At 65.2% G+C, this 15,381-nt stretch carries 15 protein-coding genes and 1 tRNA gene; 12 read left to right on the top strand and 4 right to left on the bottom strand.

The window, feature by feature from the left end:
* Positions 1-107 precede the first annotated feature (107 nt).
* The 5 genes from AB0N05_RS30785 (at position 108) to AB0N05_RS30765 (ending at position 5,371) form a co-directional block, all read left to right on the top strand.
* Entirely contained in the window at positions 108-1,313 is a 1,206-nt protein-coding gene (locus tag AB0N05_RS30785; RefSeq protein ID WP_364700877.1) for a branched-chain amino acid ABC transporter substrate-binding protein, read from the top strand.
* Between the two features lie 101 nt (positions 1,314-1,414).
* On the top strand, positions 1,415-2,452 hold the full coding sequence (locus AB0N05_RS30780) for a branched-chain amino acid ABC transporter permease (RefSeq protein ID WP_364700328.1): 1,038 nt from the start codon (positions 1,415-1,417) through the stop codon (positions 2,450-2,452).
* The gene (locus tag AB0N05_RS30775; RefSeq protein ID WP_364700326.1) at positions 2,449-3,672 is read left to right on the top strand and encodes a branched-chain amino acid ABC transporter permease; all 1,224 of its coding nucleotides are present in this window, start codon (positions 2,449-2,451) and stop codon (positions 3,670-3,672) included. The genes AB0N05_RS30780 and AB0N05_RS30775 overlap by 4 nt, the downstream gene beginning before the upstream one ends.
* On the top strand, positions 3,669-4,637 hold the full coding sequence (locus AB0N05_RS30770) for an ABC transporter ATP-binding protein (protein WP_364700324.1): 969 nt from the start codon (positions 3,669-3,671) through the stop codon (positions 4,635-4,637). The genes AB0N05_RS30775 and AB0N05_RS30770 overlap by 4 nt, the downstream gene beginning before the upstream one ends.
* A 38-nt stretch (positions 4,638-4,675) precedes the next feature.
* Complete coding sequence (locus tag AB0N05_RS30765; RefSeq protein WP_364700875.1) at positions 4,676-5,371, top strand: ABC transporter ATP-binding protein; 696 nt, start codon at positions 4,676-4,678, stop codon at positions 5,369-5,371.
* 57 nt (positions 5,372-5,428) lie between these two features.
* On the opposite strand, the gene AB0N05_RS30760 is transcribed toward AB0N05_RS30765, so the two are convergent.
* Positions 5,429-5,501: transfer RNA gene (locus AB0N05_RS30760), tRNA-Trp, on the bottom strand.
* 158 nt (positions 5,502-5,659) lie between these two features.
* Here AB0N05_RS30760 and polA point away from each other — a divergent pair.
* From polA to AB0N05_RS30745, 3 genes are all read left to right on the top strand, one after another.
* Positions 5,660-8,383, top strand: coding sequence for a DNA polymerase I (polA, locus tag AB0N05_RS30755; RefSeq protein WP_364700873.1), 2,724 nt, complete (start codon positions 5,660-5,662; stop codon positions 8,381-8,383).
* Between the two features lie 258 nt (positions 8,384-8,641).
* A complete protein-coding gene (locus tag AB0N05_RS30750; RefSeq protein WP_364700322.1) occupies positions 8,642-8,773 on the top strand; it encodes a hypothetical protein in 132 nt (43 codons plus the stop codon).
* An 89-nt stretch (positions 8,774-8,862) separates the two neighbouring features.
* Positions 8,863-9,285 carry an alpha-isopropylmalate synthase regulatory domain-containing protein gene (locus tag AB0N05_RS30745; RefSeq protein WP_364700320.1) on the top strand — a complete coding sequence of 141 codons (423 nt, stop codon included), beginning with the start codon at positions 8,863-8,865 and terminating at the stop codon, positions 9,283-9,285.
* Positions 9,286-9,410: 125 nt separating this feature from the next.
* Here AB0N05_RS30745 and trxA read toward each other — a convergent pair whose 3' ends face one another.
* The gene (gene trxA / locus AB0N05_RS30740; RefSeq protein WP_364700318.1) at positions 9,411-9,779 is read right to left on the bottom strand and encodes a thioredoxin; all 369 of its coding nucleotides are present in this window, start codon (positions 9,777-9,779) and stop codon (positions 9,411-9,413) included.
* 210 nt (positions 9,780-9,989) lie between these two features.
* On the opposite strand from trxA, the gene AB0N05_RS30735 reads away from it, so the two are divergent.
* The 4 genes from AB0N05_RS30735 to AB0N05_RS30720 all read left to right on the top strand — a co-directional run bounded on the left by AB0N05_RS30735 (position 9,990) and on the right by AB0N05_RS30720 (position 13,942).
* Entirely contained in the window at positions 9,990-11,075 is a 1,086-nt protein-coding gene (locus tag AB0N05_RS30735) for an isocitrate/isopropylmalate dehydrogenase family protein (RefSeq protein ID WP_364700316.1), read from the top strand.
* Positions 11,076-11,228: 153 nt separating this feature from the next.
* Entirely contained in the window at positions 11,229-12,137 is a 909-nt protein-coding gene (locus AB0N05_RS30730) for an ABC transporter substrate-binding protein (protein WP_364700314.1), read from the top strand.
* Between the two features lie 102 nt (positions 12,138-12,239).
* Positions 12,240-13,148 (top strand): amino acid ABC transporter permease, encoded by a 909-nt coding sequence (locus tag AB0N05_RS30725; RefSeq protein ID WP_364700312.1) that lies wholly within the window; start codon positions 12,240-12,242, stop codon positions 13,146-13,148.
* Positions 13,149-13,189: 41 nt separating this feature from the next.
* On the top strand, positions 13,190-13,942 hold the full coding sequence (locus AB0N05_RS30720; protein ID WP_364700871.1) for an amino acid ABC transporter ATP-binding protein: 753 nt from the start codon (positions 13,190-13,192) through the stop codon (positions 13,940-13,942).
* A gap of 74 nt (positions 13,943-14,016) precedes the next feature.
* On the opposite strand, the gene AB0N05_RS30715 is transcribed toward AB0N05_RS30720, so the two are convergent.
* Both AB0N05_RS30715 and AB0N05_RS30710 read right to left on the bottom strand, forming a co-directional pair.
* Entirely contained in the window at positions 14,017-14,859 is an 843-nt protein-coding gene (locus AB0N05_RS30715) for an alpha/beta fold hydrolase (RefSeq protein ID WP_364700310.1), read from the bottom strand.
* Positions 14,856-15,287: a helix-turn-helix domain-containing protein gene (locus AB0N05_RS30710; protein WP_364700308.1), complete on the bottom strand. Its 432-nt coding sequence runs from the start codon at positions 15,285-15,287 to the stop codon at positions 14,856-14,858. Before AB0N05_RS30710 ends, AB0N05_RS30715 begins: the two co-directional genes overlap by 4 nt.
* Positions 15,288-15,381 lie beyond the last annotated feature (94 nt).

The following is a 15,381-nucleotide window of genomic DNA, read 5'->3' as shown; positions in this document are numbered from 1 at the left end:
GGGCCGATCGATGGGGCGGCCCTCCTCGGCGAACCCGAGGGGAGTAGAGAACATAGAGGTGAATCGTGACGCGCACGTCTACCCTGCGGCACAGCCGCAGTGCACGACTGGTCGTCGTCGGAGCCGCGGCAGTACTCGCGCTCGGCGCCGCCGGATGTAGCAGCAAGTCCACCGACAATTCCAGCACCGGCGGAAATGGCGGCGGCAGTGGTCTGACCATCCAGCCCTTGGTCCAGATCGACAAAGACGGCAAGGAAGTCCCGAAGGGCGACAATACCGCCGCGGCGAACCCGGCCAGCGACGGCAAGGACAAGTGCGCGCCGCAGACGATCGCCATGTCGGGCCCGTTGACCGGCCCGAACGCCAACCTCGGCCTCAATATCGTGCGCGGTGTGAAGCTGGCGCTCGACCAGCACAACAAGGCCAACCCGAACTGCCAGGTGGCGGTCAAGGAATTCGACACCGAGGGCGATCCGCAGAAGGCCACCCAGGTCATTCCGACGATCATCAATGATCCGTCCATCGTCGCGATGATCGGTCCGACCTTCTCCGGTGAGACCAAGGCGACCGGCCAGGTCATCAGCGATGCCGGACTGCTGTCGCTGACGCCGTCGGCCACCAACGTCACCCTCACCACCAATGGCTGGAAGACCTTCTTCCGCGGCCTCGGCAATGACGGTGTTCAGGGTCCGTCGGTCGCCAAGTACCTGGTCAACACCGGCAAGTACAAGAAGATCTGCGTCGCGCAGGACAACTCGGATTACGGTACGGGCCTTGCCAAGACGCTGACCGAAGGTCTCGGCGCACTCGCCGATCCCAGCTGCTCGGTCCAGCTCAAGGCGGGCGACAAGGACTTCTCGGCCGCGGTCTCCAAGCTGGCCTCCGCCAAGCCGGACGCCATCTTCTACGCGGGCTACTACGCCGAGGCGGCCCCGTTCGTGCAGCAGCTGCGCTCGGGTGGCGTGACCGCCGCCTTCATCTCCGATGACGGCACCAAGGACGTCGAGTTCACCAAGCAGGCCGGTGACGCGTCGAAGGGCGCGCTGCTGTCTTGCCCGTGTGGTCCGGCCTCCGATAAGTTCGCCGCCGACTACAAGGCCTTCAACCAGGGCTACGAAGCCGGGACCTATTCGACCGAGGGCTACGACCTCACCACGATCGTGCTGAAGGGCATCGCCGCCGGTAAGGTCACCCGCTCCGACCTGGTCGAATACGTGAAGACCTACTCGGGCCAGGGTCTCGCCCGCGAATACAAGTGGGGCGACACCGGGGAACTGACCAACGCCTTGATCTGGATGTACGAGGTCAAGTAGTCCCACCGATTCGGTAGCGGCGTGGTGCCGGTTTCCGATGGGCTGATATGAAGCGCAGCCCGTCCCGGTACCCGCCGCTTCCTCGACGGCGAGAGTAACGAATGTCTTCATCCCTATTGGCTGATGCGACACTGCTTGCCAGCGGGTCCATCGAATTCAATGTCTCCGGCGTGATCGACCAGTTCTGGCGACTCACCGTGGACGGCTTGGCATATGGCTCGATTTACGCCCTGGTCGCTGTCGGTTACACCCTGGTCTACGGTGTGCTTCGGCTGATCAATTTCGCCCATTCCGAAATCTTCATGGTGGGCATGTTCGGTCAGTACGTAGGCCTCATGCTGCTCGGATTCAACCCGAGCGGAAACGTGTATTCGCAGGGCATAGTCCTCACAATCGTGTACCTGGCCGTCGCCATGGTGTTCGGCATGCTCGTTTCCGGTGCCACCGCGGTCGGCCTGGAACGCATTGCCTACCGGCCGCTGCGCAAACGCGGAGCCAAACCGCTGATCTTCCTGATCACCGCGATCGGCATGTCGTTCGTGTTGCAGGAGTTCGTGCACTATGTGCTGCCGAAGATCTCCAAGTCACTCGGCGGCACCAATGCGCAGCAGCCGATCATGCTGGTGCGACCCACCGAGCAGTTCTCGCTCTTCGGCGCGTCGGTCACCAATGTGACCCTGGTGATCATCGTGGCCGCGGTGATCCTGGCGGCTGTCACCGAGATCCTGATCAACCGGACCAAATTCGGCCGCGGCATTCGCGCCGTGGCGCAGGATCCGGACACCGCGACCCTGATGGGTGTGTCGCGGGAGCGGATCATCATGACAACCTTCCTGCTCGGCGGTCTCCTGGCGGGCGCAGCCGCATTGCTGTACACGCTGAAGATCCCGAACGGCATCATCTATTCGGGCGGATTCATCCTGGGCATCAAGGCTTTCAGCGCCGCGGTGCTCGGTGGTATCGGCAATCTGCGGGGTGCGCTGCTGGGCGGCCTGCTGCTCGGACTCGCGGAGAACTACGGTCAGATCCTCTTCGGCACCCAGTGGCGCGATGTCGTCGCCTTCGTGGTGCTGGTGGCCGTGCTCATGTTCCGTCCGACCGGCATCCTCGGTGAGAGCCTGGGGAGGGCGCGGGTATGACCGACGTGAATACTTCGACCAAGCCGACCCTCGGCCGCGGAATCGGTGATTCCGTGCGCGATTGGTGGGGCGGCCTGTCACGACCGGCGCAATGGGGTGTGGGCGTGCCCGCGGTCCTGCTGCTCGGTCTGCTTCCGTTGTTCCCGCCGCCCTTGCTCGATACACCGGGCACCAGTTTCTCCGGGGTGATGGCGCAGTTCGCCATGACCGCGCTGGTCGCTGTCGGCCTGAATGTCGTTGTCGGACAAGCGGGTCTACTCGACCTCGGCTACGTCGGCTTCTACGCGGTCGGCGCGTATACCGTCGGCCTGCTCACCAGCCCCAACAGTCCGTGGAACCAGACCAACGGCTGGCTCTCATCGAGCTGGGCCTGGCTCGTGTGCGTGCCGCTGGCCATTGCCTTCACCGCGGTGTCCGGCCTGATCCTGGGCACGCCCACATTGCGCCTGCGCGGCGACTACCTCGCCATCGTGACTCTCGGCTTCGCTGAGATCGTGCGACTGCTCGCCGACAATCTGGGCGATATCACCAATGGCAGCCTGGGCCTGTCCCGGATCGCGTATCCCCACGTCGGCGTGTCGGACTCCCACCCGGACGGGTACTTCTCCTCCGGCAATCTGGGCGATAGGCACAGCTGGAATCTCTTGGACCGGGCCAACTCCGGAGCTTGGTGGTTCTGGATCGGCATGGCGCTGGTCGTCATCGTGCTGCTGCTCGTCGGCAATCTGGAGCGCAGCCGCGTGGGCCGTTCCTGGGTGGCCATCCGCGAGGACGAGGACGTCGCCGAGATGATGGGCGTGCCCACGTACAAGTTCAAGCTGTGGGCGTTCATGATCGGCGCGGGCATCGGCGGCCTGTCGGGAGCGCTGTACGCCGGTCAGGTGCAGTTCATCAATCCCACGGGCTTCAACATCATCAACTCGATGCTGTTCCTGTGCGCGGTGGTGATCGGCGGTCAGGGCAATAAACTGGGTGTAATCGTCGGTGCCTTCCTGATCGTGTACCTGCCGAACCGGTTCATGTCGGTGAATATCGGCGGCCAGTCGCTCGGCGACTACAAGTATCTGTTCTACGGCATCACGTTGGTGGTTGTCATGATCTTCCGCCCGCAGGGCTTGTTCCCGGTGCGTCAGAAGTTGCTCGCCCAGGGGCGCAAGGTGTTCCGTGCGGTGCACCGCGAACCGGAAGCGGGCGACGAGAAGAGTGGAGGACCGCAATGACCGGGCCGGGCGCGGGTGGCGCGCTGTTCGACAACGAGGACATGAAGGCCGGGTATGCGGACGCCGCGGCCGAACCCAGCGCGGGCACGCTGGACGTCACCGAGGTGCTTCCGGTCTTCAAGGATCCCGATGTCGTCGCGGAAGTCGTTGCGCCGCACCGTGATATCGAGACCGAGGTGGGTGCGCCGCTCTTGCGCACCGACGGGCTGACGGTGAAGTTCGGCGGCCTCACCGCGCTGGACAATGTCACCTTCGACATCAGGCGTGGCGAGATCCTCGGCATGATCGGCCCGAACGGTGCGGGCAAGACCACCTGCTTCAATGCCATCACCGGTGTGTACAAGCCGTCGTCCGGTGTGGTGTCCTTCGACGGCAAGCCGCTCACCAAGACCAAGCGGAACGAGATCACCCGCCTGGGCATCGCCCGCACGTTCCAGAACGTCCGGTTGTTCCAGGAGATGACGGCGCTCGAGAACGTGGCCGTCGGCACCGACGCTCGGCACCACACCTCGGTGCCGGGTGCGCTGTTCCGTTCCGCGCGGCATCGCCGTGAGGAACGCGATGCCGTCGAAAGAGGCATGGCGTTACTGGAATTCGTCGGTATCGCGCCGCGCGCGGTGGAGAAGGCGCGCAACCTGTCCTACGGTGACCAGCGCCGGCTGGAGATCGCCCGTGCGCTGGCGACGGAACCGAAGCTGCTGTGCCTCGACGAGCCGGCGGCGGGCTTCAATCCCAGTGAGAAGGCCGCTCTCATGGATCTGATCCGGAAGATCCGTGACGACGGGTTCACGGTGCTCCTGATCGAGCACGACATGCGCCTGGTGATGGGCGTGACCGACCGGATCGTGGTGCTCGAGTTCGGCCGCAAGATCGCCGACGGCCTGCCATCGGAGATTCGGGAGGACCCCAAGGTGATCGCCGCGTATCTCGGCGTCCCCGACGAGGAAGCGGGTGGAGCCCAGTGACATCGCCGAAGACCGATGCCCTCCTCCAGGTCGACGACATGGTGGTCGGTTACGGCAGAATTCAAGCCCTGCACGGTATTTCGCTGTCCGTGGCGGAGGGTGAGTTGGTCACCCTGCTGGGTGCGAACGGTGCGGGCAAGACCACCACCATGCGCGCGCTGTCCGGCTTGCTGCCGCTGACCCGCGGCAGCATCGTCTTCGAGGGCCGCGACATCACCCGCATGAAGGCCCACGAGCGGGTCGGCGTCGGCCTGATTCAGGCACCCGAGGGTCGCGGCGTGTTCCCGGGCATGACCGTCCAGGAAAACCTCGACATGGGTTGCTACGCCCGGCCTTTCAAGGAGAAGTCGGAATACAACAAGACCCTGGACTGGGTCTTCGACCTGTTCCCCCGGGTGAAGGAACGCCAGAAGCAGGTCGGCGGCACCCTGTCCGGCGGCGAACAGCAGATGGTCGCCATTGCCCGCTCCCTGATGGCGCGTCCGAAGCTGCTGCTCCTGGACGAACCGTCGATGGGCCTGGCCCCCATGGTCATCCAGCAGATCTTCAAGATCATCGCGGATATCAATGCCCAGGGCACCACGGTCCTGCTGGTCGAACAGAACGCCCAGCAGGCCCTGACCCGAAGCGACCGCGCCTACATCCTGGAAACCGGCGAGGTGACCAAGACCGGCCCCGGTCGCGAACTACTGCACGACCCGGCGGTCAAGTCCGCCTACCTCGGCGTCGGCTGAAACCACCCAAAAGACTTCGGGCCGGTCACCATTGGTGACCGGCCCGAAGTCTTACAGCAGGGGCGACAGGAATCGAACCTGCAACCTGCCGCTTTGGAGACGGCTGCTCTGCCAATTGAGCTACACCCCTTGGCGAGCGATCACGCTACCAGGTGGCGATCCCAGGGTGAAATCGGTTTTCCTGACCTGCGACGACTGGCGGAATAAGCCCGCTGCTCACGGATGTCGGTGCGGCTCCCTAGACTCTCTGGCGTGACCCCTGCCTCTACCGATCAGCGTCCGAGTGCCATGTCTTCAGCGGGAACAGCCGCTTCCAGCTCCGCCTCGTCCGGTGCGCAGCCGACGCTGCTGCTGTTGGATGGGCACTCGCTGGCCTACCGTGCGTTCTACGCGCTACCCGCGGAGAACTTCAAGACCGCGAGTGGGCAGACCACCAATGCGGTGTACGGGTTCACCGCGATGCTGATCAACCTGCTGCGCGATGAGAAGCCCACGCATGTGGCGGCGGCGTTCGATGTGAATCGGAAGACGTTCCGGGCCGAGGCGTTCCCGGAGTACAAGGCGAATCGGGCCACCACACCGGACGAGTTCCGCGGGCAGGTGGAGACCACCCAGGAGGTGCTGGGGGCGCTGGGGATTCCGGTGATGGCCATCGAAGGTTTCGAGGCCGACGACATCATCGCGACGCTGGCCACCCAGGCGGTGCCCGAAGGGTTCCGGGTGCTGATCGTCACCGGCGACCGGGATTCGCTGCAACTGGTGAACGACAACGTCACGGTGCTGTACCCGAAGAAGGGCGTCTCCGAGCTGGCTCGATTCACCCCGGCGGCGGTGGAGGAGAAGTACGGGCTGACCCCGGCGCAGTACCCGGATTTCGCGGCGCTGCGCGGCGACCCGAGCGACAATCTGCCGGGCATTCCGGGCGTGGGGGAGAAGACCGCTACCAAGTGGATACGCGAGTACGGCGATCTGGCCGCGCTGGTGGATCGGGTGGACACCGTCAAGGGCAAGGTCGGAGATGCCTTGCGCGCCAACCTGTCCAGCGTGGTGCTGAACCGCCAGCTCACCGAGATGGTGCGGGATATGACGCTGCCCTACACCCCGGATCAGCTGGCCATGCAGCCATGGGATCGGGACAAGATTCACCGGCTCTTCGACGAGCTGGAATTCCGGGTGCTGCGCGACCGGCTGTTCGACACGCTCGCGCCGGTGGAGGCGGAGGCCGAGTCCGGCTTCGAGATCACCGGCGGGGTGATCGCGCCCGGCACGGTCGGTGACTGGCTGGCCGAGCATGCCAAAGCCGGTGTGCGGCACGGCGTCTCGGTGGTGGGCAATGGCTCGCCGATCCACGGTGACGCGCAGGCCATCGCGATCGCCGCGGCCGACGGCGAGGGCGGCTATGTCGACGTGCACGCCCTGACCCCGGAGGACGAGCAGGCGCTCGGCGCGTGGCTCGCGGACGTCGAGACCCCGAAGGCCTTGCACGAGGCCAAGTCCGCCATGCACGCGCTGTACGGCCGCGGCTGGCCACTGGGCGGGCTCACCAGTGACACCGCGCTGGCGGCCTACCTGATCCTGCCCGGACAGCGCACCTTCAATCTGGAGGACCTGTCCCTGCGCTACCTGAGCCGGGAACTGCGGGTCGACAATGCCGGTGAATCCCAGCTGTCCCTGCTGGACGATGAGGATCACGTCGACATCGAGATCGCCAATGCGCAAATGCTGCGCGCCCGTGCGGTTTTCGACCTCGCCGACGCCTTCGACGCCGAACTCGAGCGCATCGAATCCACCGCCCTGCTGCACGATATGGAACTCCCGCTGCTGAGCGTGCTCGCCGATCTGGAGGCCGCCGGTATCGCGGTGGACTCCGATCAGCTCGAGCAGTTGCAGCGCGAATTCGCCGACCGCGTCGGCGAGGCCGCCAATGCCGCCTACGGCGTGATCGGCAAGCAGATCAACCTCGGCTCCCCGAAACAGCTCCAGGTCGTCCTGTTCGACGAGCTGGACATGCCCAAGACCAAGCGCACCAAGACCGGCTACACCACCGATGCCGATGCGCTGGAAGGCCTTTACGAGAAGACCCAGCACCCGTTCCTGCAACACCTGCTGGAACACCGCGACGCCACCCGCCTGAAGGTGACCGTGGACGGCCTGCTCAAGTCGGTCGCCGACGACGGCCGCATCCACACCACCTTCAATCAGACGGTCGCCGCGACGGGCCGGTTGTCCTCCACCGAGCCGAACCTGCAGAACATTCCGATCCGCACCGACACCGGCCGCCGCATTCGCGACACCTTCGTGGTCGGCCCCGGCGCGGAATCGCTCATGACCGCCGACTACAGCCAGATCGAAATGCGGATCATGGCCCACCTCTCCAAGGACGAGGGCCTGATCGAGGCCTTCAATTCCGGCGAGGACCTGCACACCTTCGTCGCCTCCAAGGCCTTCGACATCCCCATCGCCGACGTCGATCCCGAACTGCGCCGCCGCATCAAGGCCATGTCCTACGGCCTGGCCTACGGTCTGTCCGCCTACGGCCTGTCCCAGCAGCTCAAGATCAGCGCCGAGGAGGCGAAGGTCCAGATGGACGTGTACTTCTCCCGCTTCGGCGCGATTCGCGACTATCTGCACGATGCCGTCGATCAGGCCCGCAAGGTCGGCTACACCGAAACCCTCTTCGGCCGCCGCCGCTACCTGCCCGATCTGGACTCCAGCAACCGCCAGCGCCGCGAGGCCGCCGAGCGCATGGCCCTCAACGCGCCGATCCAGGGCACGGCCGCCGACATCATCAAGGTCGCCATGATCGACACCCAGCGCGCCATCCGCGAGGCGGGCCTGAAATCCCGCATGCTCCTTCAGGTCCACGACGAACTCATCTTCGAGGTGGCCTCGGGTGAACGCGAGAAACTGGAAGCCCTTGCCCGCGAACACATGTCGAATGCCATCGAACTCTCGGTCCCGCTCGAGGTCTCGGTCGGCGTAGGCCGCAGCTGGGATTCCGCCGCCCACTGATCCGGACCTAACCGACTTCACACACCATTTGGGCTCTTCACCCACGTTATTGCGTGGGTGAAGAGCCCAATCCATTGGCGAAGTGCGGCATGGGGTGTTCACACAGCGTTCGATCCACGGCCCGGCGGGATTTGCTCGGTGTGGTCCAGGGCACTGTTATATGTGGAGGCACATGCCAGGTGACCTGCGACAAAGTTACTCGTGGGTCGATTGCGAATATGGTTGCCAATGCCCAGATGTGTGCCTATGCTCGGTGCCGTGCCGAATCCCGCCCACAGCCGCAGCGCTGCGCTCGAAGTCGCCGACCGCGACCGCGCCGCGCTTCTTCCGCTCACCGCGATGGTGGCTGTGCCGCGCGTACTCGTAGTTCTCCGCCGTAGCGGGGTCTGATTCGGACCGGCCCCTCGCTGCGGCCGCTGAACATCTTTTTTGCGCTGGTCCCCATCCATTCTGGAAAGAAGCCGGGAAGACCTAGTTCAATGACCATCACCATCGATACCCACGCGTTCATTGCCGCTGCCCCCGCGAGCCTGCGGGCCGAGAGCCGCGACATCACCCCCTCCGAGTTCCACGACCGGTACACCGATCACGGTGGCCCGATCAAGCTCGGTGACTGGACCCACCGCCGCGCGGCGGAGTTCACCGCGACCCTGGAGTTCGCCGGTCACCTCCGTACCGTGACGGCCTCGGGCAGCCCGGTCGCCGCGCTCACCTCCGCCCTGTACGACGAGGGCTATCCGGTGGAGATCCTGCAATTCCACCAGCGGCCCACGCAGAGCGGCACCGCCACCTTCGTGCAGTGCGAGTTCAATGGCCGCCGCGGCTGGGGCGCGGCCATTGCCGACGACAGCGCGGAATCCATGGTGCGCGCCGTGATCGCCGGGCTCAACCGCTTCAGCTGAAACAGCATGCGCCGCAACCCTCTCGGGGTTGCGGCGCATTGCTGTGAGCTGTGGCAGCCGAGCCGTGGATTGCGGTGGCCGATCAGGCCCGCCGAATCAGGCTTCGCTTGATCAGGCTCGCTGGATCAGGCTTCGGCCTGCTGCTCGGCGAGCTGCTTGCGGACGTCCTCCATATCGAGGGCCTTCACCTGGGTGACCAGATCCTCGAGCGCGGCGGGCGGCAGTGCGCCCGGCTGCGCGAAGACCAGGATGCCTTCGCGGAAGGCCATCAGGGTCGGGATGGAGCGAATATTGGCCGCGGCGGCCAAGCCCTGCTCGGCCTCGGTGTCGACCTTGCCGTACACCACATCCGGATGCTTCTCCGAGGAAGCCTCGAAGGTGGGGGCGAAGCTACGGCACGGGCCGCACCACGCAGCCCAGAAGTCGACGAGTACCACGTCGCTCTTGGTGACGGTGTCGTCGAAGTTCTGCTCGGTCAGGGTCTGGGTGGCCATGGCGTCCTCTCGTGGTCGATTACCCGGTCAACACCGGGCCGTGCGGTTATCTTCCCTGCGTCCCATCGCCGGTTACCCACTAAGGTAGTCGGGAAATCCTGGGTGCCCGGCCTCGGTGCCGAGGTTGCCGGGTGATCGTCAAGGTCTCGAAATATGCGTGCGCGTGTGCCACCGCGCGCGCGTTTCGGTGGTTGCGCGAGGATGACTCTCATGAGTGACAGCGAGACCCGACTGCGACTGGGGTTGATCGAAGGTGATGGCATCGGCCCGGAGGTCGTGCGCGCCACCCGTGCCGTGGTCGACGACGCGTTCCAGGTCGTGGGCCTGGATCCCATCGAGTGGGTGACGCTGCCCATCGGCCACACCGCGATCGCGGAGTTCGGGGATCCGATGCCGGAGCAGACGCTGAAGACCCTCGAGGGCCTCGACGCGTGGATCATGGGCCCGCACGACAGCGCCTCCTACGCGCCCGAGCATCGCACGGGCCTGCCGCCCGCCGGGGCCGTCCGCAAGCGCTTCGATCTGTTCGCCAATATTCGCTGGGCTCGGGCGCACGAGGGCGTGCGCGCGGTGGCTCCGGATATGGATCTGATCATCGTGCGGGAGAACAGCGAAGGGCTCTACGCCGACCGCAATATGCACGGCGGCTCCGGCGAGTTCAGCCCGACCTCCGATGTGGCCCTGGCGGTCGGGGTATTCACCCGCACGGCCATCGAGCGAATCGCGCACCAGGCCTTCAAGATTGCGACTCGACGCCGCAAGAAGGTCACGATTGTGCATAAGGCGAACGTGCTGCCGCGCACCATGGGCCTGTTCCGGGACGTGTGCTACGAGGTGGCCGAGGAGTATCCGGACGTCGAGGTGAACGATGAGCACGTGGATGCCATGGCAGCGCTGCTGGTGCGCACGCCGGCCGATTTCGATGTCATCGTGACCGAAAACCTGTTCGGCGACATCCTTTCCGATCTGGCGGGCGAGCTGAGCGGTTCGATCGGTATGGCCGCCTCGTTGAACAGTTCGGACAGCCAGGCGATGGCGCAGGCCGTGCACGGTGCCGCGCCCATGATTGCCGGGCACAATCGCGCCAACCCGATGGCCCTGCAGTTGTCGGCGGTCGGGATGTTGCGCTGGCTGGGCACCCGCGATTCGCACAGCGCGCTGTATCGCGCCGCGGACCGAATTGAACACGCGATTGCGGATACGTTGCGGGCCGGGGTCGCTACATCCGATTTGGGTGGGTTAGCATCTACCACCGAATTCACCGAACAGGTGCGGGCCCGGCTGCACCGCTGGTGAGCGCACTTCCGGCAACCGGGCGTGTATCGGCCACGCAACGGCGTGTCGCCGATTAATGTTCGGTTACCGACCCGCACGGACGGTCCGACTCGCCTAGGTTTCAAACGGCGGGCGACGCTCGGATGTCGCGCAACCGAATTGTGGAGGACTGCTGTGTCTGTTCGTATCTCTCTCCGCGGGCGTGCCCTGCGGGCCGCCGGCGTGCTCGCCTGCGGTGCCCTCGCCCTGACCGCCTGTACCAGCAACTCGGACAGCAGCGGTTCCGATATCGCGAAGGTCGATGTCAGCAAGGTCGATTCCATCGCCGCCAAGGTGCCGCACGATCTGATGTCCGCCGGGAAACTCACCGTCGGCGTGAACGTCCCGTATCAGCCGAACGAGTACAAGGATCCCAAGACCGGCAAGATCGTCGGCTTCGATGTCGACCTGATGGACGCCGTGGCCAAGGTGCTCGGCCTCCAGGCCGACTTCAAGGAAGCCGACTTCGAGAAGATCATCCCGAGCGTCGAGGCCGGCACCTACAACCTGGGCATGTCCTCGTTCACCGATAACAAGGAACGCGAGCAGACCGCCGACTTCGTCACCTACTTCTCCGCCGGCAGCCAGTGGGCGCAGCAGAAGGGGAAGACCATCGACCCGGATAATGCCTGCGGCAAGCGAGTCGCCGTGCAGCGCACCACCGTTCAGGACACCGACGAGATCCCGACCAAGAGCGCCAAGTGCGTCGCCGAGGGTAAGCCGGAAATCCAGAAGGTCGCCTACGACGAGCAGAGCGCCGCGGCCACCGCGCTGGTCCAGGGTCAGGTCGACGCCATGTCCGCCGACTCCCCGGTCACCGCGTACGCGATCAAGCAGAACGTCGACACCATCGAGGCCGCCGGCCACATCTTCGACTCGGCCCCGTACGGCTGGCCGGTCAAGAAGGGCTCCGCGCTGGGCCCCGTGCTCCAGGAGGCCGTGCAGTACCTGATCGACAATGGCCAGTACAAGAAGATCGCCGAGAACTGGGGCGTGCAGGCCGGCGCGATCACCAAGTCGGTCATCAACGGAGCACAGGGCTGATAAAGGACCATGTCGCAGGACGAGAGTAATTCCACGGAGGCGAGCCTCCAAAAGAACCCGGGGGCCAGCCTCCGGAAAGATGCGGCTCCGGCTGCGACGGTCGTGACGAACGCCGAACCCGAGCCGATCAAAGCGATTCCGCTGCGTCGGCCGGGCCGGTGGATCGCGGCCGTGGTCATCCTGGTGGCGCTGGGCCTGTTCCTCTACGGCGCGGCCACCAACCCGGCTTACCACTGGGACACGTACTTCAACTACCTGCGCGACACCAATCTCGCCAAGGGCGCGATGGTCACCCTCGAGCTCACGGTGCTGGCCATGGCCATCGGCGTGGTGCTGGGTGTGCTGCTCGCGGTCATGCGACTATCGCCGAATCCTGTTCTGCGGTCGGTGGCTTGGGCGTACCTGTGGATCTTCCGCGGTACCCCGGTGTACGTGCAGTTGGTGTTCTGGGGCCTGTTCCCGGCGCTGTACAAGACCATCACGGTGGGTGTGCCGTTCGGTCCGTCGCTGCATAGCTTCGATGTGCAGCACTGGTCGGCTCCGTTCTTCTTCGCCATGATCGGCCTGGGTCTCAATGAGGCCGCCTATATGGCCGAAATCGTCCGCGCCGGAATCGGTTCCGTGGGCGACGGGCAGCGGGAGGCCTCGACCGCGCTGGGCATGTCGTGGATGCAGACCATGACCCGCACGGTGCTGCCGCAGGCCATGCGGGTGATCATCCCGCCGACCGGCAATGAGCTGATCTCCATGCTCAAGACCACCTCGCTGGTCACGGCCATCCCGCTCACCACCGACCTCTACGGCCGGGCGCGGGACATCTACAGCGTCAACTTCCAGCCGATTCCGCTGTTGCTGGTCGCCGCCACCTGGTACCTGATCATCACCAGCGTGCTCATGGTCGGCCAGTTCTACCTGGAGCGGTACTACTCGCGCGGCTCCTCGCGGCAGTTGACCGGAAAGCAGCTGCGGGCATTGGCCGCGATGGAAACCCGGGGAGTTGAGGGGCATTGAGTTCGGTAACCGATTCCGTGACGTTCGACAGCTCCACCCCGATGGTGCGCGCCGAGCGGGTGTGCAAGAACTTCGGCGCGCTGAACGTGCTGAAGGGCATCTCGCTGGAGGTCAAGCGCGGTGAGGTGCTCTGCCTGATCGGCCCGTCCGGCTCCGGCAAGTCCACCTTCCTGCGCTGCATCAACCATCTGGAGCAGGTGAACGCCGGCCGCCTCTACGTGGACGGCGATCTCGTCGGCTACCGGGAGACCAATGGCAAGCTCTACGAGCTGCATCCGCGCGAGGCCGCCAAACAGCGCCGCGATATCGGCATGGTGTTCCAGCACTTCAACCTGTTCCCGCATCGCACGGTGCTGGAGAACGTCATCGAAGCGCCGACCCAGGTCAAGAAGCTCCGCAAGGCCGACGCCATCAAGCGGGCCAAGGAACTCCTGGACCGAGTCGGCTTGGCGGACAAGGCCGATACCTATCCGGCGCAGCTGTCCGGCGGACAGCAACAGCGTGTCGCCATCGCTCGTGCCCTGGCCATGGATCCCAAGCTCATGCTCTTCGACGAGCCCACCTCGGCGCTCGACCCGGAGCTGGTCGGTGAGGTCCTCGGCGTCATGCGCGAACTCGCCGCCTCCGGCATGACCATGGTGGTCGTGACCCACGAAATGGGCTTCGCCCGTGAGGTCGCCGACCAGCTGGTGTTCATGGACGCCGGTGTAGTCGTGGAAGCCGGTGACCCGCGCGAGATCCTCTCCAACCCCCAGCACGACCGCACGAAGGCATTCCTTTCGCGCATCCTGTAGGGGGACAACGTTTTACGGCAATTCGACCCGCTCCGTGGCTTCGGGGCGGGTCGAATGCGTATACAGGCGCGTATTCAGCTGTCCAGCAGGAACTTCAGCACCGTATCGGTTTGGTCGAGGATGGCGTGGCCGACGTCGGGGAGTACGTGCACGGTGGCGTGCGGGATGGATTGCCGTGCGCGGCGGGCGGTTTCGGCAGAGTCGAACATGGCGTCCGCCGCGCCGACTATGACCTCGACCGGCATGGGGAGGGACTTCAGCTGAGCGTCGGTGAAGAGGGGGAGACGCTCGGTGCGGGGTTTGAAATGGGTGAAGGTGAGCTCGATGTCGTCGAGGATCGGATCGAGGCCGGGGCCGGTCAATCCGGTCACCAGGGCGGCCTGGCGGCGCAGGTCGTGGCGGCCGAGCAGGCGGGGGAGGACGGCCTTGAAGATCCAGCCGAAGCGCTGCTTGCCGATTCCGCCGGGGCATAGCAGCACCAGGCGGGTGACCTTTTCCGGGCGGCGGATGGCGTAATCCAGGGCGGTCCAGCCGCCGAGCGACATGCCGACCATCGCCGTGCTCGAAAGGTTCAGGCCCGCAAGGACATCGCTGAGCCACAGGGCCACGGCCTCGGATTTCAGGACCGGGCGCGAGGGGTCGCTGCCACCCGGCTCGCCGACCAGATCGACGGCGTAGGTGCGGAAATGCTGTGCCCAGGAGGCGATGTCACCACGCCAGGTGTTCGAGTTGGAGCCCGAACCGTGCAGCAGCACCAGCGGCGGTGCGTCCCGGGGGCCGGAGGCGATGACGAAGGTCTCGCCCTCACGGGTGGGGATGCGCAACTGCTCGGCGGGAACCGGCCAGGACCAGAGCGACTCTCGATAGTGCTCCTGGATCTCGTGCGCGCCTGCCTCGGACTTGTAGATCGTGCTCATGACGCGAGTACCCCTTCCAGGTATGCCAGCAGTTGGGCGGTATCGGCGACACCGCCGACGATGATGATCTTGAGCCGGGCTCGCTCGGCGTCGTAGATGGTCTGAATGCGCATCGGCTGCTCGCGCGGATCGTGAGTCTGCACCCCGGCGGTCGCGAGGGTGATCACCCGATCGGCCATGGTCCGGTCGATGGCGTCGATTTCCACGATGCTCGATACCTCGGAATGCCGTTGCCGCACAGTGGATTCGCGCGCGGCGGCGGGCACCGGCAGGCCGGTGAAGGCCTCCAGGTCCGCCTGCGCGATCCGGTACTGCTTGCCGATGCGCACGGCGGTCAGCTTCCCGTCACGCACGTAGTTGCGGACCGTGCGGACGTGCAGGCCGAGGCGTTCGGCGACCTCTTCCACGGAGTACAGGCGATCATTCACATGAAATACCGTAAACGACTCTATGAAGGGGCGCAATAGGGAAGTTTAGGGAAGTTTGGGGAGTGATTCCGTCTGGATGACTCGCCTGGTGGAC

The sequence above is a fragment of the Nocardia sp. NPDC051030 genome (assembly GCF_040683015.1).
Lineage (GTDB): Bacteria > Actinomycetota > Actinomycetes > Mycobacteriales > Mycobacteriaceae > Nocardia.
This window is presented reverse-complemented; position numbering and strand designations above follow the sequence as displayed.

Bases quoted from the DNA above. Each gene is read 5' to 3' on its own strand.
- polA (WP_364700873.1), top strand. From the start codon at position 5,660: ATGTCTTCAGCGGGAACAGCCGCTTCCAGCTCCGCCTCGTCCGGTGCG.
- trxA (WP_364700318.1), bottom strand. From the start codon at position 9,779: ATGGCCACCCAGACCCTGACCGAGCAGAACTTCGACGACACCGTCACC.
- AB0N05_RS30770 (WP_364700324.1), top strand. From the start codon at position 3,669: ATGACCGGGCCGGGCGCGGGTGGCGCGCTGTTCGACAACGAGGACATG.
- AB0N05_RS30715 (WP_364700310.1), bottom strand. From the start codon at position 14,859: ATGAGCACGATCTACAAGTCCGAGGCAGGCGCGCACGAGATCCAGGAG.
- AB0N05_RS30720 (WP_364700871.1), top strand. From the start codon at position 13,190: ATGGTGCGCGCCGAGCGGGTGTGCAAGAACTTCGGCGCGCTGAACGTG.
- AB0N05_RS30775 (WP_364700326.1), top strand. From the start codon at position 2,449: ATGACCGACGTGAATACTTCGACCAAGCCGACCCTCGGCCGCGGAATC.
- AB0N05_RS30745 (WP_364700320.1), top strand. From the start codon at position 8,863: ATGACCATCACCATCGATACCCACGCGTTCATTGCCGCTGCCCCCGCG.
- AB0N05_RS30735 (WP_364700316.1), top strand. From the start codon at position 9,990: ATGAGTGACAGCGAGACCCGACTGCGACTGGGGTTGATCGAAGGTGAT.
- AB0N05_RS30765 (WP_364700875.1), top strand. From the start codon at position 4,676: ATGGTGGTCGGTTACGGCAGAATTCAAGCCCTGCACGGTATTTCGCTG.
- AB0N05_RS30780 (WP_364700328.1), top strand. From the start codon at position 1,415: ATGTCTTCATCCCTATTGGCTGATGCGACACTGCTTGCCAGCGGGTCC.